The following is a 17,751-nucleotide window of genomic DNA, read 5'->3' on the forward strand; positions in this document are numbered from 1 at the left end:
TTGGCAAGTGATATCCAGGCAAGGCCGCGTCGATAGCGGCCTTGCTTCGTGAACCTGGAGGATGATGATGCGCGGACAGGACGTGTTTCTCGACGGCATAAAAATGACCTACCCGAACGGGTTCACAGCCGTCCATGAAACCGATCTGACGATCAATGCGGGCGAGTTCTTCTCGATCCTCGGTCCGTCCGGGTGCGGCAAGACGACCATCCTCAGAATGATTTCGGGATTTCTCGATCCCACGGCCGGCGCGATTTCGATCGGCGGCGTGAAGATGAACGGGATCGGTCCGAACAATCGACCGACCGCGCTCATTTTCCAGAATCTTGCCCTGTTCCCGCTAATGCCGGTCTGGGAAAATGTCGCCTTCGGCCTGGAAGCGCGCGGCGTTCCCAAGGCCAAGCGCCGCAAGCGGGCCGAGGAGCTCCTGGAACTTGTCGCCCTTTACGGTCAGGCCGACAAGATGCCGACGGAACTCTCCGGCGGCCAGCGCCAGCGCGTGGCGGTCGCCCGGGCCCTTGCGGTGGAGCCGGCGGTTCTGCTGCTTGACGAGCCCCTCTCGGCGCTCGACCTGAAGCTGCGCCAGCACATGCGCGCGGAACTGAAGGAGATCCAGCGCAAGACGAGCGTTACCTTCATCTACATTACCCACGATCAGGGCGAGGCGCTCGCCATGTCCGACAGGGTGGCGGTCATGAACGAGGGACGCATCGAGCAGGTGGCCTCGGCCGACGACATCTACAATCGGCCGCAGACCGCGTTCACCGCCACGTTTGTCGGCGAGCAGAATGTGTTTACCGGCAAGGTGACCTCGGCCGTCGGCAACGAAGTCGCGGTCGAGACCGGGCAGGGGACGCTCTACGGCGTCAACCGCAATGATCTTGCGGTTGGCGACGAAGCGCTGGTCATGGTGCGGCCGGAGCGGATCGGTCTGCTCAACGGCGAAGCCGGCGACCCGGAGAAAATGGCGCAGCTGAACATGCTTTCGGCGCGCCTGCAGCGGCGCGACCTCGAGGGCGCGCTGATCAACCTTTATCTCACCGCCGGTGAAAACGATATCCACGTCAACATGCACAACACAGGGGATGATGCTCCCTTCTCGGACGAAATGAAGCTCGCTTTCCGGCATCGCGATACGATCATCATGCGGCCGGGCTCCATCGCCAGGGACCGGGCCTGAACCGTGGAGGCGCTGGTCCGCTCATACGGCAAGGGGTTGACGGCGGTCTTTGCCGGATTGGTCGCACTGTGGATCATTCTGATGATCGTGGTGCCGCAAATCACGATGATCGACCGAGCTTTCACGTATCAGGATCGCGGCGGCGAAACGGCAATGCTCGCGATCGAGATTGATCGGGCCTATACAAAACGCTTCCAGCTTGAGCAGCAGGTCCAGAGAGCGCAGAATGCCGCCGACGCGGAACCCGGCGCGTCCGCGCCATCCGTTGGAGCGCCGTCCGTATCTGCGCCGTCGGCGACGCCGTCCATTGGCGCGCCTGCGGCCACGAACCCATCGGCCGGAGGGCTCCCGCAGCCTACCGCTGGCGGCGCCGCGAACCGGGAAATCGACGTCGAGGCGCTGGAAGCAGAAATCGCGGAGCTGACCGCAAAAATTGAGGAACTCGAAGCCCAGGAAGACCTTTCCTCCGGCGAGGCCGGCATGAAGGCGACCTATTCGCTGAAAAACTTCACCACCATGAGCGGCATCCACTTCCAGATCTTCGTGATGACGCTCATCTACGCGTTTTGCGTGACGATCCTGTCTTTCCTGATCTGTTATCCGGTGGCCTTTGTGATCGCCACCACGACCAATCGCAACCGGCTGGCGCTGATGATGCTCGGCCTCGTGATCCCCTATGCAATCAACGAGCTTCTGCGCATCTTTTCCTGGATCATGATCCTGGAAAAGAACGGCATCCTGAATTCGTTCCTCAATTTCATCAGCATTATCGATATCGGCGCCGGAGAGGGCATTCGTTTCGTCGCATCGAACGGCGCAGTCTTTACGGTGATGGTCTACGCCTATGTGCTGTTCATGGTGTTTCCGATCTACAACACCATCGACACGCTGGACAAAAACCAGATCGAGGCGGCGCGCGATCTGGGCGCGTCGGCCTGGAAGATCCACACCCGCGTCGTTATTCCGCACGCAAAGCCCGGCATCGCCGTCGGGTCGATCATGACCTTCATGCTCTCCGCAGGCTCGATCGCGGTGCCTGAAATCGTCGGACGCGGCCTGCATCCCGACTGGTTCTCCCAGCTCATCTACCGCCGCTTCTTCGAGGCGGATTCCTGGAACCAGGGCTCGGCCTATTCGCTGGCGCTGCTGATCGCCTGCATCGTTTTTATCTTCGCCACCATGGCGATCTTCAAGGTCGGCGTCAGGGATATTGCAAAATGAGCGTTGCCACCCGGACAGATCCGATGGGCGTGGAAACGGGCGCACAGCCGCGCGCCGAACGGGACTGGGCGAACGCCATTCTCGGCGGTTATGTGGTCGTTTTCTTCGCCGTCATGTTCCTGCCGCTGCTCTTCATGATCGCGGCCGCATTCAACGCATCGCCGACGCCGTCGGTGACAGACTGGAAGGGTTTCACGCTGCGCTGGTTCAGCGAATTGCCGAATGACCAGCGGATGATCCAGGGGCTGTGGCACTCGCTGATGATCGCCGCCGGCGTCATCGTCATATCCATTCCTTTCGGCCTCTCCGGCGCTTTCATTCTCACCCGCATGCGCTCGCGCGGATCGTCGCTGCTCTATACGGTGCTGGTCTCGCCTGTGCTTGTACCCGGCATCATCCTGGGCGTTACGACGATGATCTTCTGGCGCGATTTCTTCGGAGTTCAGGCGGGACTGTTCACGGCCATGGCGGCCCAATCCTCCTTCATCGCCTCCTACTGCATGCTCATGTTCATGGCCAGGCTGCAGCGCCAGGACCGGGTGCTTGAGGAGGCGGCGCTCGACCTCGGGGCCTCGCCGGTCATGGTTTTCCGGCGCATCACCTTGCCGTTTCTCATGCCGACGATCCTGACAGCCTGCGTCATTGCGTTCCTGCAGTCGATCGAAAACTACAACACCACCTTTTTTGCGATCGGCGGCTCCTGGACGCTGGTCACGGAAATCGGCAGCCGCATGCGCTTCGGCCTCTCGCCGATGATCAACGCGATCGGCGTCATCTTTGTCGCCATCACCATTGTTGTTGCGATCACCCATACGCTCGTGACAAGAAAGCGGGCATGAAGATCCGCTTTGCCTGCCTGTCCGGTTACGAAGCCATTTTGCCGAAACCGTCGCTTGCTTCCGGCGCCTTGCCGGACTGGCTGAAGGCGATGCCGGCGACGGCGGCCAGCAGCGTTCTGCTTGAGGCGGAGGTTCGCACGGTCAAGCAGTGCCCGCCCTTCGTCGACGCCATGCAGAGCGGAATCCTGTTTCCGCTCGCCGCGGATGTTACGGTCGAGAACGGCGAATTTTCCTGGGACTGGAGCCCGCCGCAGTCGGCGAACCGGATGACCCGCTCGCCGATCGGCGTGCACGCGCCGGAACAGGCGACTGGTCTTCCCGGCGCTCCGTCCGGCCAGTTCGTTGTCAAGTTCAACAATTTCTGGACCGTGGAACTGCCGGAAGGCTGGTCGATACTGTTCACACATCCCGCCAACCGCACGGACCTGCCGTTTCACACATTCTCCGGCGTCGTCGACTGCGACCGCTGGAAATCGGGCCACGTCCATTTCCCGGCGGTGTGGATAGATTCGGAGTTTGACGGAACGCTGCCGGCCGGCACGCCCGTGGCGCAGGGCTGGCCGATCAAGCGCGAAAACCTTGACCTTGAATTCGCCGAGATGGACGCGGAAGAACTGGCCGAACATGAGACAGTGCAGGATGCGCTGGGAGAGCGGGCGGGCGTTTATCGCAAGGATTTTCGGGCCCGGCGGAATTAATAGGGGTCTCTGTCGTGCTCCAAAGCCGGTCGCGACCCCAAGGGCGGCTGGCGCCGCTTCCGCGGCGTGGAAAGAGTAATCAAATCAGGAGGAGACCGGAATTGCCGAAAGCGAAATCCGCCCCTTAGGCCCGTGCGTCAGGATCTTCAAATTATCTGCGGCGTTGGTCTGTGTCTCCTGTCTCTCGCGAAGCAGCGCGCGGCAACCCTCGATATCGCCTTTGTCCCGGCGTGCGATGGCAAGGCTGCGTAACGACAGGTCGGAAGGGGCGGCGGCGTGGGCCGCTGTCAATAGACCCAGGGCCTCGTCCGATTTGCCCAGCGCCAGCTGCGCATTGCCGAGATTGAGCATCGCATCCGTATCGTTCGGCTGGTTTTGCAGGTAAGCTTCCAGAAGGGCTGCGGCCTGCGCCGCGTCGCCCGTCTCCAGCAGCACGGATGCAAGTTCGAACCGGGCGTTGCCGTGGCCTGGGTCGCGCTCGAGTGTCTGTCGGAAGCCATGGGCTGCTTCCTGGTCCCTGTCCAGGCGTCTGAGAACAAGGGCGCGATTGTAGTGAAGCGCCGCATGGTCCGGCATCGCGGCAAGCAGGCCTTCACAGGCATTCAGCGCCTTTGGCCAGTCCTGTCGGGCCAGCGCCTCCTGCATTTGTCGTCCGAGTTTGTTCACATCCTGTTTCAAGCGTCAGCGTCTCCGAAATTCGTTGGCGGGCGCATTCAAACGTGAACTTGACGCAGAATCCAGTCAGAAACCGTCAGCCTGTTATTTCCAGTCCGCGCCTGGCGAAGGCCGGGGCGAGATGCTCAAGCTCCGCCGCCCGGTCGCCCACGGCGTTGCCCTGCTTCGAGCGTTCGGCGATGCCGACAAAAATCACCGCGAAACGGAACAGCGCGAACGCTTCATGGAAGGGTTCGAGTGGAGCAGTGGGAGTGGCGTGTCGATAGTATTCATCGACGAATTCCGCCCGGGTGGGAATGCCAAGCGTGGCCAGATCCAGATCGCGCACGCCGCCATATTCGGCCGGCGTTGTGCGCCACGCCATGCAGCAGAATCCCAGATCTGCGAGCGGATGACCAAGCGTGGAGAGTTCCCAATCGAGGATGCCGGCCACTCTGGTGGAATCCTTGGCGAATATGAGATTACCGAGGCGAAAATCGCCATGAGCGATCGACACGGCGCCGTCGTCGTCCGGCATGTTGTCGAGCAGCCAACGCTCCAGCCGATCGATTTCCGGGATGCCGGTCAGGGTCGATTCCCGCCACTGCCGGCCCCAGCGGGTTACCTGTCGCTGGAAATAGTTACCGGGTCGACCGTAGTCCGACAGGCCAATACTCCCGGGCCGCACCGCATGCAGTTTGGCCATCGCCTCGGCCATGGACAGATAGACGCCGCGCCGTTCGGCGGGAGAGAGATCCGGCAGCGAGGCGTCATGAAAAACCCTGCCGTCAATTCGCTCCATCACATAGAAGGGTGTGCCGAGAACCGAGGTGTCGTCGCAATAGGCGAGCGGCCGCGGTACGGGAACATTCGTTTCCGCGAGCGCCGAAAGCACCCGGAATTCCCTGTCGACCGCGTGCGCGCCCTTCTGCAACGGGCCTTCCGGTTGTTTGCGCAGGACGAGGCTGCGGTCGCCGCATGTCAGGAAAAAGGTCGGGTTGGACTGGCCGCCCGAAATCGGCGTCACCGTCATCCCACCCGTCAGGACAAGTTCCCGCGCGAGATAGTCGGCGAGCGCCGCTTCGTCGACAACGATCGATCGCGTCATTGCACCGGCCACGACCAGAAATCATCGCCCTTGTCGTTGAGATGACGGTTGAGAACCATCTTGTGGACCTCGTCGGCTCCGTCGACCAGTCGCGCCTGGCGGGCGTAGCGATAGATCCATTCGAGCCTCGTGTCCTTGGAATAGCCGCGTGCGCCGTTGATCTGTATCGCCCGGTCGGCCGCATCGTGCAGCACATTGGCGACGAGGATCTTGGCCATCGATACTTCGGCCTGCGCCTTCTCGCCCCGGTCGAGCGCCCAGGCCGCCTTCATCACCAGAAGACGGCCGGTTTCGATCCGCATGGCGAGATCGCCGAGCATGAGCTGGATGCTTTCGCGGTCCGCAAGACGCACGCCGAACCCTTCGCGATAGCTGGCGTAGTCCCGCGCGATTTCCACGCAACGCTTGGCGAGCCCCAGCCAGCGCATGCAATGGGTCAGGCGCGCCGGACCAAGCCGCGTCTGGGTGACGCGCATGCCCCTGCCTTCCTCGAACAGGAGGTTGTCCTTGTGGATTTCAAGGCCGTCGAATTCCAGTTCACAATGTCCGCCATGTTCTTCGGGGCCCATGATCGGGATGCGACGGACGATCCGCCATCCGGGCTGGTCCTTGTGAAACATCAGCGCGCTCAAGCCGCGGCGCGGATCGTCCGAGGTCCGCGCGATCAGGATGAAGTGCGCGGCTTCAGCGCCTCCGGTGATGAACCATTTGTGGCCCTTGACGAAGTAGGTGTCGCCGTTCAGCTCGGCGGTGGTTTTGATCATCGACGGGTCTGATCCGCCGCCGGGATGCGGTTCCGTCATGACGAAGGCCGAGCGAACGTCGCCGTCAACGATCGGCTTCAGCCAACGTTCCTTTTGTGCAGGCGTGCCAAGCTTCGACAGTACAATCATGTTACCGTCATCGGGCGCTGCGCTGTTGAATATGACAGGTCCGAAGATCGACCGGTTCATTTCCTCGTAGCACACGGCCATCCCCTGGACGCCCACGCCCAGTCCGCCGTCTTCGGGCGGAAGCTGCAGGCACCACAGGCCCTCGGCTTTCGCCTCCTTGCGCAGGCTGTTCAGAAGATCGAGTTTGATGTTTTCGTGGTCGTCATAGGAAGACGGGTCGTCCTCGAGGGGAAGGACCCGTTCCGCCACGAACGCCCTGATGCGCTGGCGCAGTTGATCAAGTTCCGGCGATATCGAAAAGTCCATGAGATCGGTCCTGGCTTAAAGTGAAGAAACGAGATGGCCGCCATCGATGGCCAGTGTGGCGCCGGTTATGTAGGCGCCGGCTTCGGAACACAAGAGCAGAAGCGGTCCATCGAGATCCTCCATGCGCCCGAGTCTGCGTTGCGGAATCCTTTTCACCAGCGCCTGTCCGGCTTCCGAGGCGAAGAAATTCGAGTTCAGCGGCGTCTCGATATAGCCCGGGCACAGCGCATTGACGCGGATGTGGTAACGGGCCCATTCAAGCGCGGTCGCCTTTGTGAGCTGTATGAGGGCGGCCTTCGATGCGGCGTAGGCGGATACGTGACCGGCGACGCGCAGGCCGACAATCGAGGCGATGTTGACGATCGCACCCGGCTGGTTGGCGGCCTTCATGGCGCGCGCCGCATGCTGCGATACGCGAAATGCGCCTGTCAGATTGGTGTCGATGACACGCTGGAACTCATCTTCCGGCTGGTCGATTGCCGCGCCGGAATGCGACACGCCGGCGTTGTTGACGACAATGTCGAAAGGTTCAGCGTAGCTCTCGAACGCCTTCGCCACGCTGGCCGGGTCGGCCACATCCATTCGTATCGCCTCAGCGTCGCCGCCTGCGGCGGCAATCGTCTCGACAATTTTTTCGAGCGCATCCTTGCGACGAGCGGTCAAAACCACGGCGGCGCCGGCTGCCGCCAGCGTCTTTGCGAAATGCTCGCCGAGGCCGCCCGAGGCGCCGGTGACAAGAGCCTTTTTGCCTTCGAGGTTGAGCTTCACTCCCTGACCTCCCCATCCATCATGTCCCACAGTTTTCGATCACCCGGATTGCCCGGCCGCTCGCGTCGAGCGCGTTTTCAAGAACGCCAGGCCATCGCCTGGAAAAGGCAAATCTCTCGCGGGTTCCGGGAATGATGCCCCTCGACAGGCTGTCGCCATAGACGAGAATCCGCCGCATGGTCACTTCAGGGGCGTCGACTTGTGGGCGATCAGTTTTTGGCCCCGGGGCGTCGAGATCCAGACGGTCACATAGGAGCTGTTTAGTTTCAACGCCTTGCCATTGCGCCGCACATCGGCCTTCATGACGCCGAAGAACACGGTCGTCTCACCTTCGGAAGCCGTATCGGAAACCTGACAGTCGAGTGTGTCATAGATCAGTGATCCGTCTTCGAGCGCCTTCAGATAGCTGGACTTGCTGTCAATCGACGAATCCGAATGGGCGTAGACAAGGGCCTCGCTGAAGAGGTTGCCAAGGCCGTCTCTGTCGCCGGCGAGCATCAGCGCCCACCGTTGCTCTTCAGCCTGTCTCGCCGCTTGCGTCCGGTCAGTCATCCTTGCCTCCCCAGTTCGGCCAGGTGGAAACACGGAAGAAATCGTCGCCTCCGTTTCCGCCTGCCTGAAGCATCGCGTAATATTGTCTAACCATGGCGGTGAAGGGCAGGGGGATGTGCTGATCCTTGCCGATCGCCATGGTGAGGTCCATGTCCTTCGACACGAGATTGGTGTTGGCCATCGGCGTCCAGTCTCCGCTCTTCAGCATGTCGCTCTTGTATCGGCTGAGCGTCGTGGCCGCCACGGAGTTGTTGATCGCGTCCACCGCGACGTCTCGCGGAAGCCCTTGCCTTACGCCGAATTCCAGCGCCTCGCCGATCAGCGCCGGCATGACGCCCACCATCATGTTGATCATCAGCTTGACGATCCGGGCCTCTTCGCCCGGTCCGAAATAGAGCCGGTTCTCACCGAAACGCGCAAGCACGTCCTCGACATCCTTGACGGCGTCATCCGGTCCCGACATCAGCAGGGTCAGCGTTCCGTTTTCCGCGTTTCCGGTGCTGCCGGAAACCGGGCAGCGCACATAGGACGCGCCGGTTTTTGCTATGGCCTCTGCGATCGCGGCGGACGCGTCCGGCGAGACGGTGCTGAGGTCGACATAGACCTGGCCCGGGCCGATCGATCCGGCGATCCCGTTGCCGCCCGAAACGATCTCCGTCAGCACCGCGTCGTTCGGCACCATCGAAAAGATGATCTCCGCCTTTGCGGCCAGATCCGCTGGCGTGTCGGCTGCATGGCCGCCCGCGTCGACAATGCGGCTGACTGCGACCGGGTTCGGATCGCAGCCGTGAAGCTCATAGCCGGCCGTCAGCAGGCGTTGGCTCAGGGGATTGCCCATTGCGCCTACGCCGATCCAGCCACAGCTCTTCCATTTCTTTTGTCTGCCGGTCATCTCAACACTCAATATACGAAGAACAGGACGATCTGCGGGTAGGCGATCAGCATGATCGTGACCAGAAGCATGATCAGGGCGAAGGGCGCGGCGCCCAGGAACACGTCTTCCAGGGACACCTTGTAGTCGGTCAGCGTACTTCGTACGACGTAGCAGGACATGCCGAAGGGCGGTGTCAGCAGTCCGATCTCCGTCGCCATTATGGCGATGATGCCGAACCACACCAGATTGATGTCATAGGGTTGCAGCAGCGGGATGAACAGCGGAACCGTGATCAGCAGGATTGACACGGAGTCGATGATCGTGCCGAGGATCAGCGCGATGCCGACGAAGATCGCGAGGATGACGAGGTAGCTTGCGTCGAGATCCGACACCAGGGTGCTGATCTGCGTCGGCAGTCCGGAGATGCCGAGCATTCGCGAATACATCGTCGCCGAAATGACGATGAAGAGAATCGAGGAGCTGATATAGCCCGTCTCGATCAGGATGCTCCACAGTGAGCGCCATGTCAGTTTCCGCTTGATCAGCGCGGCGACCAGGGCGAGCGCCGCGCCGACGCCGCCGGCTTCGGTCGGCGTGAAGACGCCGCCGTAGATGCCGCCGAGAACTGCAATGACCAGAACCAGCGTCGGCCCCATCTTCTCGATGAACTCGCGTAGCGTCAGGCTGCTGTCGTCCTCGATCATCTCTCTGACGTTTCCACCCATTGCCTTGGGGAAGAAGATGGCGACAAGCGCGATGCCGAGCGCGAACATGACGGCAAGCAACAGGCCCGGTCCTATGCCGGCCAGGAACATGGCGCCGACGGATTGTTCCGCGATGATCGCGTAGATGATGAGAAGGATGCTCGGCGGGATCAGCATGCCGAGCACGGAGCTGCCCGCGACGGTTCCGACGGCGAATCTCCGGTGATATCCGAAGCGCAGCATTTCCGGCACGGCGATGCGCGAGAACACGGCGGCCGATGCGATGGTCACGCCGGTGATGGAGGCGAAGACCGTATTTGCCGCAACGGTGGCGATCCCCAGTCCGCCGGGAAGTTTTCGCAGAAGACGGTTGGCGACATAATAGCTGTCGCGCCCAAGATCGGCCGCGCTCACCAGCATGCCCATCAGCACGAAGAGCGGTATGACAGCAAAGACGTAGTCGGAAATGCTCTGCGTCGCAGCCTGCGACAGCATGTAGACCGCGACCTGGAAGTTGTCGCGGATCATCCAGACCCCGACAAAGGATGTCAGCGCCAGAACGAACGGCACGTGAATGCCGCAATAGATGAGAGCCAGCATGACGCTGACGGAGACGATGCCGATTTCAATGGGCGTCATGACAGGGGCTGCCTGCGATCTTTGACCACAAGGGTCAGGGAATTCAGCGTCATGGCCAGAAGCTGGACGCCGGCCAATGTCGCGCCCACGGCGATCGAGGCCTTGATGGGCCACGACTGGAAGGTGAAGAGGCCGACCGTGCCGACATAGTAGTTGTTGGTGTAGTCGTTGATCATGTTGGGAACGGTGCCGTAGACGATGAGCGTCATGAGCGCAAGGCCGCAGAGCGCCGCCGCCGCGTCGAAGCCGGAGCCGACCCTCGGATGGGAAGCGCGGATGACGTTGACGATCGAATCGGCGCGGGCGATGCGGTCGTGGGCCAGTGTGTCTGCAAGCTGGACGAAGACGATCGCGACAATGGATATCTCCGCAATTTCCGTCACGCCCATGATCGGCGTGCTGAAGAAGTAGCGTCCCATGACGTCGAAACAGATAAGGCACATCAGCAGGAATATTCCGATAGACCCGATCGCGTTGAAAGCGGCTGTGGTCAGGGCGAGAACCCGCCCTGCCAGAGAACCGCGCCCTAGGCGCGGTTCTTCATTTTCATTTTCAACGTCCGGCGACATTCCTTACTCGGTGTCCCAATTCCGTGCGATCGGCTGGTTCGCAGCCCGCAGCGCGTCCATGTAAGCCTTCAGGACCGCGTTGCCGGGCTGGCCCTGCGCTTCGGTCTGTTCCGCCCATTCCTGCGCGATGTTGGGAAGACCAGCCGCCCACTCCTCGCGCTGTTCCTGAGTGTACTCGATCACCGTACCACCGTTTGCCTTGTAGGTCTCGACGGCCGCGGCGCTGGCGTCCACGACATAGTCGGCAAGGCTCTGTCCATACTCGGCGGCCGTTTCCCGCAGCACGTCCTTAACCGGATCCGGCAGGCCTTCCCAGAACTGCTTGTTCGCGGACACGGCAAAGGATGTGACGGCGCCCTGGTCGGCCTTGATGTAATACGGCGCGACCTCGTACATCTTGAAGCCGGCGGCCGCCTCGGCCCAAACGGAGGCGCATTCGGCGACGCCGGTCTGGAGCTGGTTGTAGTAGTCGGCGAGGTTGGAACTGATGCCTACGGCGCCCACGCCCTGGAAATAGCGCAGGTTCGTGCCTGCTCCGACGACCTTTACGCCTTCGAAATCGGCCGGTTTCTCGATCGCGGACTTGCAAATGACCTGATAGTTGTCAACCGATCCCGAACTTCCGAGATAAACCTGATTGATCTTGTCGAATTCGGCCTTCATTTCCGGAATATCTTCCGCCAGCCTGGATACGGTCTCTGTCACCAGATGCAGGTCCGTGGTCGCGAACGGCGTTACGAAAGACACGTTGAACAGCGGCAGTTTGTCGACGTGGAAGGGCGGTACGACGATGCCCATGTCCGCAATGCCGCTGCTGACCGCTTCAAGCTCGCCGCGCGGCTTCACGATGGTTCCGGAGAACCCCTTGTTCCAGTTGATCTTGTACTCGTTCTTTTCGGCCAGTTTCTTGTCCACGGCCGGAATGTAAAATTCTTCGAAGACTTTGACCCAGGATGCAGTGGGCGGGTAGCCCGACACGACAGTTATGTTGATCGATTCCTGTGCATAGGCGCAGCTGCTGGCGAGAAGCACGGCAGAGACTGACGCAATTCTTGCAAGGTTTCCTGATATGAGTTTCACGCTTACCTCCCTTGAGTTAGATCCGATCGACAACCGATCGTTCCGGGGGCGTTCCGGCATGTCGCAGGATGCAACATTTCCTCTACCGGACCCGCCAATGTGTCGAACAATAGCGAATATTGAACCAATATTCTAGTCAGTTTTCGATGTTGTGCGCCTCCTGTGATATTGTTTTGCGCAATCGATAGTTCCGTCGCGCGGCCATCAGGCTTTGGCGTTCTGGCCGTTGTCGGCGCGGGTTTCGAGATTCGGATTTATCTCGCAAGCCTCATTCCAGCTTATGACCTGAAGCGACCGGGCGAACTTTCCGACGCCGTCCACCTCTGCGCAGAACAGTCCGAGTTCGATGATTTCCTCATCCGTGAAATGCTTGCGGAGCCTTGTGAAGACGTCGTCGCTGTCGATCGCGTCCTCTCCCTTCTTGAACTGGTCGGCGTACCACAGGGCGGCCTTTTCCTTTTCGGTCAGGTCAGGCGACGTTTCGTATTCGTAGGTATCCCAGAGCAGTTGCTCCGTCAGTCCTTCCTCTATCGCTTGCTTGGACCGGACGGTCGAGCAGTAACCGCAGCGATGCGCCACGGACATGTGAATACGACAGAGTTCCTTCAGGCGATGGGGCAGCACGCCTTCGTAGAGGAGATCGTTCCAGTACCGCGCCCAGCGACGCCCGGTGGTCTCATTGCGCACGAAGATGCTCATGATGCGCGGATCCGGGGCGCCGCGCGCTTCCGCGTTTTCGATGAGTTCACGCGCGTCGGCGTCGATGCTGCCTTCTGCAATGGCGTCGATTCGTGGCATGCGAATGGCTCCTTGTTCCGGGGTTCAGCAGTCGATCCAGCCGGTCGGCGTCTTCAGTCTGTGAATGACGGGTATCCGGTCCGAGATTATGGCCTCGACGAAGCAACCTTCCTTGGCGGCGTTGATGAGGTCCACGAGTTGTTCGATTGGCGTCTCGCTCTCGATGGCTATGTCCATTGTTATCCCGACAGGAGCGGCTTTGTATGGCTTGCCGGGTTCGATAAGGCCTTTCCATGAGAATTCGGCGTCGACGGTGAGATCGTCGAGCTTGATCCTGAACCGTTTGGCGAAGGCGCGAATCTGCGTCATCAGGCAGGTGACAAAGCCGCCGACGAAATAGGTCAGCGGGGGCGGAGCTGTCGCATCGCCGCCGTGGAACGGGCCTTCGTCCGATGCGAGTTCGTGGCTTTCGTTGAACGGCTCGACGATGTCGATTTTCGTCTCGTTCCGCATCTTGCCGGTCGCAACGCCGTTGCATCGGATAATCACGTCGAAGGAATTGTTCTGTGACACGCAGGTACCTCCAGTCGGCTAGCGCGCGAGGCCAAGCCAGTTTGCGATGTTGTTTCGCTGAACGGCGGACGACCCGCCGATGATGGGCATCAGAAGCACGTCGCGCACGTTTCGCTCGATGTCGAAATCGCGGACATAGCCGTAGGCGCCGAAGATGCTCTGTGCGTCGAGCACCACCTTCTTGGCCGCCTCGGTCACGAAGAGTTTCGTCATGGACGTCTCGACCCGGCGCGGGACTTCGCGGTCTGAAAGTATCGCGGCGTGATAGGTGGCGAGCCGTGCGACGTGGAGTTGTGTCTTCATCTCAGCGAGCTGGTGCCGGATCGACTGGAAGGTGCTGATTGTTGCGCCGAACTGCTTGCGCGTCTCGCTGTATTCCCAGGCGTCGTCACAGGCGGCTTCCGCAATGCCCAGCGCGATTGCGGCCACTTCCAGCTTTTCGACGTCGAGGCCGGAAGACGTGATCATGCCCCAGCCGCGATTGAAGCCGTCCTCCTCGCCCACGATATTTTTCATCGGAACCCTGACATCGGTAAAACTGACGTCGGTGGTGCGCGCGCCCTTCATGCCCATGGATTCGATGGGCTGAATCTCGACGCCCGGACTGTCCGGCGGGATCAGGACGATCGACAGGTTCTTGTAGCGCTCACCCTGCTCGCCGGTGCGGATCAGCGCGTAGATGTAATCGCAGATCTCGGAGCCGGAACAAAAGCGCTTGGAGCCGTTGATAACCAGTTCGTCGCCTTCGATCCTGCCCGTGGTCTTGACGCTGGCGAGGTCGGCTCCCGTATCCGCTTCCGTCCAGCCATAGGCAAAAATCAGCTTGCCGGCGGCTATCCGTGGTAAAAGTTCGGCTTTCTGGCGTTCGGACCCGCATTCGAGAATGTTCATGCCGGCGTAACAGGCGCACATGATGTATGGAACCGAGATGGCGAGGCTGCGGCGCGACAGTTCCTCGATCGTGACGAGGGTCGCGAGAATGTCGCGGCCTGTCCCGCCGAATTCTTCCGGAATGGTGCTGCCCATGACCCCGAGCGCCGCAAGTTCCTCGAAGACGTTGCGCGGAAAGGTGTTTTCCTTGTCCCAGCGCGCCGCTTCCCGGCGTGGCATGTGCCTTTCGGAAAAACGGCGCAAGGTGTCGCGAAGCGGGTCGATATGCGATGGCAGTTCTATGGTCATGCTCCTCACCAAAGCCCGCATGCGCAGGCTCCATCATCCGGTTTACGCCCGATCTGAACGCCGAATGCTGTTTTGGCGTCCTTCCTCCCCGGGTCTCCGGAATGGCCATAACCCTGTCCTCAAAATGCCGGGTAGTCAATTAAAATTTTGAATCAATATTCAGTTTGAATTTTCGGCTGACAACAGCTAACTTCATCTCGTTGTTCACGGAGGAGGAAAGAGTGGGCATAAGGAAATGGAAGTCGCGCATCGAGCTCCTTCCCGCCGAAATGTGGGCGTCGAGCGGCGACTGGGAAGGCAAGACGATTGCAACGCGTCTGGATGCGCTTTGCGCGAGCGATCCGGATACGATCCTCTTCGTCGATGGCGACGAAACCCTGACTGCGAAAGAAACCCGCGACGCCTCGCTTCGTCTTTGCTCCGCCTTCGAGAGGCTCGGCCTGCGGCCGGGCGACGTCGTCAGTTTTCAGCTTCCGAACTGGCGCGAAGTCGTGTTTGTCGACCTGGCTTGCGCCTATGGCGGTTTCGTCTGTAATCCGATCGTTCCGATCTATCGTGAGGCGGAGGTCAAGCATATTATCGAAGACGCCGGCTCCGCGCTGTTTCTTGTTCCCCATCGCTTCCGGAACTTCGACTATATCGACATGGCGAGACGGATCGGAGACAAGCTCGGCCACACTTTCCGCACGGTTGTCGTGCGACCGGAAGGCGTTGTCGAGGAAACGCGATTCGACGACCTTCTTGACGGTGATGATTCCGGCGAAGAGCGGCCGCCCGTCGACGCCAATTCCATCAAGCTCCTCATGTATACGTCGGGCACCACGGGGCGCGCCAAGGGCGTCCTTCACAGCCACAACACGATCGGCGCAGAAATAGGGAACTTTATCCGCTATCTTGGAATGAGCGGGAACGACGTGATCCTGATGCCGTCTCCGTTGAGCCACATCACAGGGTACCTCTACGGAATTCAGTTGCCGATCACACTCGGCGCCAAGGCGGTTCTGATGGACGCCTGGGAGGTCGGACGCGCAACGGAACTCATTGATCAGCATCAGGTCACGTTCACCATCGGGGCAACGCCGTTTCTTCAGGAGCTCGCCAGCTTTGCGAAAGCGCAGGGACGGCGTCTGCCGAGCATGCGCTATTTCGCCAGCGGCGGCGCGCCCGTGCCGCCGGAAATCGTGGAGCGCGCCAACGCTGCGATGGAGAACTGCGCAGCGTTCAGGGTTTACGGAAGCACGGAAGCGCCGACGGTGACGCTGGGTGTGCCGCAACGCGAGCGGGCCCGGCTTGCGGCGACGACGGAAGGCTTCGTGGTTGGCCATGACATCAGGCTCGTCGATCTGGAAGGAAAGGACGTTTCGCCGGGTGAGGAGGGGGAGATCATCACGAGGGGTCCGGAAGTCTGCCTGGGGTACACGCTTGCCGAGCACAATGACATGGCGTTCGATTCGGATGGATATTTTTACACCGGCGATCTTGCCATGATGACTGACGAAGGATGTCTCGTGATTACCGGTCGCAAGAAGGATCTGATAATCCGGGGCGGCGAGAATCTCAGTCCAAAGGAGATCGAGGACGAGATCTATAAGCTCGACGCTGTCAAGGAGGCCGCCGTCGTGGCCATGCCGCATGCCCGTCTTGGAGAAACCGGCTGCGCCTTCGTCGTTCTCCAACCCGGAAAAACATTGAGTTTTGGAGAGTTGGTGGAAAGTCTTGACCGTTCTGGCCTGGCGCGGCAGAAGTTTCCGGAACGACTGGAGATTGTTTCCGAGGTGCCATACACCGCAGCCGGGAAGGTCAGGAAAGACATGCTTAGAAAGATAGCGTACGAGTTTGCTCCGGCCGGCAAGGCGGCTGATGAAAACGGCTAGGAAGAAGAAATCACGCGGCGATCAGCAGCGCGAGCGACGCGAAGCCCTGATCAGCGCCGGACTGCGGATCGTCTCCAGGTATGGCTACGTGAACGCTTCGGTCTCGCGCGTTACGGCCGCGGCGGGTCTCGCACAGGGGACCCTCTATTCCTATTTCGACAGCCACCAGGCCTACCTGGAAGAACTGCTGAAAGTGGAAGGCGCGAGGTTCTTTCGGCTGATCAACAAGCACACTGTGATCAGCGACAATTTCTTTGATACTGAGCGCTCGGCGTTTCTCGCCTATTCACGTTATCTGAAGCGCCATCCCTATTTTCTCCGCGTTCTGACGGATGCGGAAAGCGCGGCGCCGACCAGCTACACGCAGCATATGGATCGCGTTGAGGGCCGATATCTGAAGGCCTTGCAGCGCGCTGCGGACGAGGGTCAGTTGCGGCTGCAGAATCAGGACGCCTTTCGCGATATCGGCGAGGTGCTGGGCGGCTCCTATGGTCACCTGGGGCTGGGCGCGCAGGCTCGTCCTTTCGACGGCGACGCAACGAACGGGCTTTTCCCCGAGTGGGTCGCGGACACGTATATAGGCTTCATACGGCGCGGCATCGACGAGCCGATCGAGGCGCGCATGCCGTCATCCGTTCCGCTTGTCGAGAACCAGTCCATGACGACCCGGGAGGCCTTGCTGGAGGCGGCTGCGCGAGTCGTCTGGAATGTCGGTTTCGCCGATGCGACGATCAAGGCGATCGTCGAGGAGGCCGATCTGGCTGTCGGAACTTTTTACAGTCATTTCGACAGCCAGCAGGAAATATTCGACGAACTGCTCAATCACGTCAGGGCGAAGATGATCGCCCACATTCGTCTGTTCGTCGCGGGAAACACCCGCTTCATCGACCGCGAATACGCAGGCTTTGTCGGCTTTTTCGACTATCTCCGTCATCAGCCGTGGTACATCAGGATCGAGTCGGCCGCTGCCGTTTATGCGACGGAAACCTACCGCAGACATTTTTTCGATCTGGCGGACAGCTACGTCCGCACGATGCGTCGGGCGCAGGCGAATGGAGAACTCTTGCGGTTCAAGGAGAGAGATCTGCCCGTTCTGGCCTATATCATGATGGCCGCCCGGCATTATTTTGCAGCCCGTTATCTGCCTCCGACGGCGGAGGACCGGTCGCTTCCCGGTCATATCTTCGATACCTATCGGAGTTTTCTGGAGCAGGGTCTGGAAGCGCGGTAAGCTGCTCCAGGCAATTGTTTTCAATATACAAATAGATCCGTTGGTGTGGCTGTCCGGCGAAAGCGACAGCG

The 17,751-nt window shown here is 60.5% G+C and carries 19 protein-coding genes; 6 read left to right on the forward strand and 13 right to left on the reverse strand.

Features of this window, described 5'->3' with window-relative positions; all coding sequences use genetic code 11:
* Window positions 1–67: 67 nt before the first annotated feature.
* The 4 genes from AAFN47_RS09250 to AAFN47_RS09265 are packed head-to-tail and all read left to right on the forward strand — an operon-like array spanning window position 68 to window position 3,938.
* Window positions 68–1,180 carry an ABC transporter ATP-binding protein gene (locus tag AAFN47_RS09250; RefSeq protein ID WP_499808926.1) on the forward strand — a complete coding sequence of 371 codons (1,113 nt, stop codon included), beginning with the start codon at window positions 68–70 and terminating at the stop codon, window positions 1,178–1,180.
* Window positions 1,181–1,183: 3 nt separating this feature from the next.
* On the forward strand, window positions 1,184–2,401 hold the full coding sequence (locus AAFN47_RS09255) for an ABC transporter permease subunit (RefSeq protein ID WP_499808927.1): 1,218 nt from the start codon (window positions 1,184–1,186) through the stop codon (window positions 2,399–2,401).
* Complete coding sequence (locus AAFN47_RS09260) at window positions 2,398–3,240, forward strand: ABC transporter permease (protein ID WP_499808928.1); 843 nt, start codon at window positions 2,398–2,400, stop codon at window positions 3,238–3,240. Before AAFN47_RS09255 ends, AAFN47_RS09260 begins: the two co-directional genes overlap by 4 nt.
* On the forward strand, window positions 3,237–3,938 hold the full coding sequence (locus AAFN47_RS09265) for a hypothetical protein (protein ID WP_499808929.1): 702 nt from the start codon (window positions 3,237–3,239) through the stop codon (window positions 3,936–3,938). Before AAFN47_RS09260 ends, AAFN47_RS09265 begins: the two co-directional genes overlap by 4 nt.
* An 84-nt stretch (window positions 3,939–4,022) precedes the next feature.
* Here AAFN47_RS09265 and AAFN47_RS09270 read toward each other — a convergent pair whose 3' ends face one another.
* The 13 genes from AAFN47_RS09270 to AAFN47_RS09330 form a co-directional block, all read right to left on the reverse strand.
* The gene (locus AAFN47_RS09270; RefSeq protein WP_499808930.1) at window positions 4,023–4,616 is read right to left on the reverse strand and encodes a tetratricopeptide repeat protein; all 594 of its coding nucleotides are present in this window, start codon (window positions 4,614–4,616) and stop codon (window positions 4,023–4,025) included.
* A 73-nt stretch (window positions 4,617–4,689) separates the two neighbouring features.
* Window positions 4,690–5,700: a phosphotransferase family protein gene (locus AAFN47_RS09275; protein WP_499808931.1), complete on the reverse strand. Its 1,011-nt coding sequence runs from the start codon at window positions 5,698–5,700 to the stop codon at window positions 4,690–4,692.
* Complete coding sequence (locus tag AAFN47_RS09280; RefSeq protein ID WP_499808932.1) at window positions 5,697–6,899, reverse strand: acyl-CoA dehydrogenase family protein; 1,203 nt, start codon at window positions 6,897–6,899, stop codon at window positions 5,697–5,699. The genes AAFN47_RS09275 and AAFN47_RS09280 overlap by 4 nt, the downstream gene beginning before the upstream one ends.
* Before the next feature lie 15 nt (window positions 6,900–6,914).
* Window positions 6,915–7,667 carry an SDR family NAD(P)-dependent oxidoreductase gene (locus tag AAFN47_RS09285; protein ID WP_499808933.1) on the reverse strand — a complete coding sequence of 251 codons (753 nt, stop codon included), beginning with the start codon at window positions 7,665–7,667 and terminating at the stop codon, window positions 6,915–6,917.
* A 19-nt stretch (window positions 7,668–7,686) separates the two neighbouring features.
* A complete protein-coding gene (locus AAFN47_RS09290) occupies window positions 7,687–7,845 on the reverse strand; it encodes a hypothetical protein (protein WP_499808934.1) in 159 nt (52 codons plus the stop codon).
* 2 nt (window positions 7,846–7,847) lie between these two features.
* Window positions 7,848–8,219: a nuclear transport factor 2 family protein gene (locus AAFN47_RS09295; protein WP_499808935.1), complete on the reverse strand. Its 372-nt coding sequence runs from the start codon at window positions 8,217–8,219 to the stop codon at window positions 7,848–7,850.
* Window positions 8,212–9,111 carry an NAD(P)-dependent oxidoreductase gene (locus AAFN47_RS09300; RefSeq protein WP_499808936.1) on the reverse strand — a complete coding sequence of 300 codons (900 nt, stop codon included), beginning with the start codon at window positions 9,109–9,111 and terminating at the stop codon, window positions 8,212–8,214. The genes AAFN47_RS09295 and AAFN47_RS09300 overlap by 8 nt, the downstream gene beginning before the upstream one ends.
* An 8-nt stretch (window positions 9,112–9,119) precedes the next feature.
* Complete coding sequence (locus tag AAFN47_RS09305) at window positions 9,120–10,436, reverse strand: TRAP transporter large permease (protein ID WP_499808937.1); 1,317 nt, start codon at window positions 10,434–10,436, stop codon at window positions 9,120–9,122.
* On the reverse strand, window positions 10,433–11,005 hold the full coding sequence (locus tag AAFN47_RS09310) for a TRAP transporter small permease subunit (RefSeq protein WP_499808938.1): 573 nt from the start codon (window positions 11,003–11,005) through the stop codon (window positions 10,433–10,435). Before AAFN47_RS09310 ends, AAFN47_RS09305 begins: the two co-directional genes overlap by 4 nt.
* A 3-nt stretch (window positions 11,006–11,008) precedes the next feature.
* Window positions 11,009–12,085 (reverse strand): C4-dicarboxylate TRAP transporter substrate-binding protein, encoded by a 1,077-nt coding sequence (locus AAFN47_RS09315; RefSeq protein WP_499808939.1) that lies wholly within the window; start codon window positions 12,083–12,085, stop codon window positions 11,009–11,011.
* 204 nt (window positions 12,086–12,289) lie between these two features.
* Complete coding sequence (locus AAFN47_RS09320) at window positions 12,290–12,883, reverse strand: carboxymuconolactone decarboxylase family protein (RefSeq protein WP_499808940.1); 594 nt, start codon at window positions 12,881–12,883, stop codon at window positions 12,290–12,292.
* Between the two features lie 24 nt (window positions 12,884–12,907).
* Complete coding sequence (locus AAFN47_RS09325) at window positions 12,908–13,396, reverse strand: OsmC-related (seleno)protein (protein ID WP_499808941.1); 489 nt, start codon at window positions 13,394–13,396, stop codon at window positions 12,908–12,910.
* A gap of 18 nt (window positions 13,397–13,414) precedes the next feature.
* Window positions 13,415–14,575, reverse strand: coding sequence for an acyl-CoA dehydrogenase family protein (locus AAFN47_RS09330; protein WP_499808942.1), 1,161 nt, complete (start codon window positions 14,573–14,575; stop codon window positions 13,415–13,417).
* Between the two features lie 221 nt (window positions 14,576–14,796).
* Between AAFN47_RS09330 and AAFN47_RS09335 the strand changes: the two genes are divergently transcribed.
* Together AAFN47_RS09335 and AAFN47_RS09340 are read left to right on the forward strand one after the other, a co-directional pair.
* Complete coding sequence (locus AAFN47_RS09335) at window positions 14,797–16,449, forward strand: AMP-binding protein (RefSeq protein ID WP_499808943.1); 1,653 nt, start codon at window positions 14,797–14,799, stop codon at window positions 16,447–16,449.
* The gene (locus AAFN47_RS09340; RefSeq protein WP_499808944.1) at window positions 16,436–17,680 is read left to right on the forward strand and encodes a TetR/AcrR family transcriptional regulator; all 1,245 of its coding nucleotides are present in this window, start codon (window positions 16,436–16,438) and stop codon (window positions 17,678–17,680) included. Before AAFN47_RS09335 ends, AAFN47_RS09340 begins: the two co-directional genes overlap by 14 nt.
* The last annotated feature ends 71 nt before the right edge of the window (window positions 17,681–17,751 follow it).

Source organism: Hoeflea sp. CAU 1731, assembly GCF_039888615.1.
Lineage (GTDB): Bacteria > Pseudomonadota > Alphaproteobacteria > Rhizobiales > Rhizobiaceae > Flavimaribacter.

What these genes read in the sequence shown, in the direction of transcription:
- AAFN47_RS09275 (WP_499808931.1), bottom strand. Translation starts at nt 5,700, where the DNA reads ATGACGCGATCGATCGTTGTCGACGAAGCGGCGCTCGCCGACTATCTC.
- AAFN47_RS09340 (WP_499808944.1), top strand. Translation starts at nt 16,436, where the DNA reads ATGAAAACGGCTAGGAAGAAGAAATCACGCGGCGATCAGCAGCGCGAG.
- AAFN47_RS09280 (WP_499808932.1), bottom strand. Translation starts at nt 6,899, where the DNA reads ATGGACTTTTCGATATCGCCGGAACTTGATCAACTGCGCCAGCGCATC.
- AAFN47_RS09320 (WP_499808940.1), bottom strand. Translation starts at nt 12,883, where the DNA reads ATGCCACGAATCGACGCCATTGCAGAAGGCAGCATCGACGCCGACGCG.
- AAFN47_RS09330 (WP_499808942.1), bottom strand. Translation starts at nt 14,575, where the DNA reads ATGACCATAGAACTGCCATCGCATATCGACCCGCTTCGCGACACCTTG.
- AAFN47_RS09300 (WP_499808936.1), bottom strand. Translation starts at nt 9,111, where the DNA reads ATGACCGGCAGACAAAAGAAATGGAAGAGCTGTGGCTGGATCGGCGTA.
- AAFN47_RS09260 (WP_499808928.1), top strand. Translation starts at nt 2,398, where the DNA reads ATGAGCGTTGCCACCCGGACAGATCCGATGGGCGTGGAAACGGGCGCA.
- AAFN47_RS09295 (WP_499808935.1), bottom strand. Translation starts at nt 8,219, where the DNA reads ATGACTGACCGGACGCAAGCGGCGAGACAGGCTGAAGAGCAACGGTGG.
- AAFN47_RS09305 (WP_499808937.1), bottom strand. Translation starts at nt 10,436, where the DNA reads ATGACGCCCATTGAAATCGGCATCGTCTCCGTCAGCGTCATGCTGGCT.
- AAFN47_RS09310 (WP_499808938.1), bottom strand. Translation starts at nt 11,005, where the DNA reads ATGTCGCCGGACGTTGAAAATGAAAATGAAGAACCGCGCCTAGGGCGC.
- AAFN47_RS09290 (WP_499808934.1), bottom strand. Translation starts at nt 7,845, where the DNA reads ATGCGGCGGATTCTCGTCTATGGCGACAGCCTGTCGAGGGGCATCATT.
- AAFN47_RS09265 (WP_499808929.1), top strand. Translation starts at nt 3,237, where the DNA reads ATGAAGATCCGCTTTGCCTGCCTGTCCGGTTACGAAGCCATTTTGCCG.
- AAFN47_RS09250 (WP_499808926.1), top strand. Translation starts at nt 68, where the DNA reads ATGCGCGGACAGGACGTGTTTCTCGACGGCATAAAAATGACCTACCCG.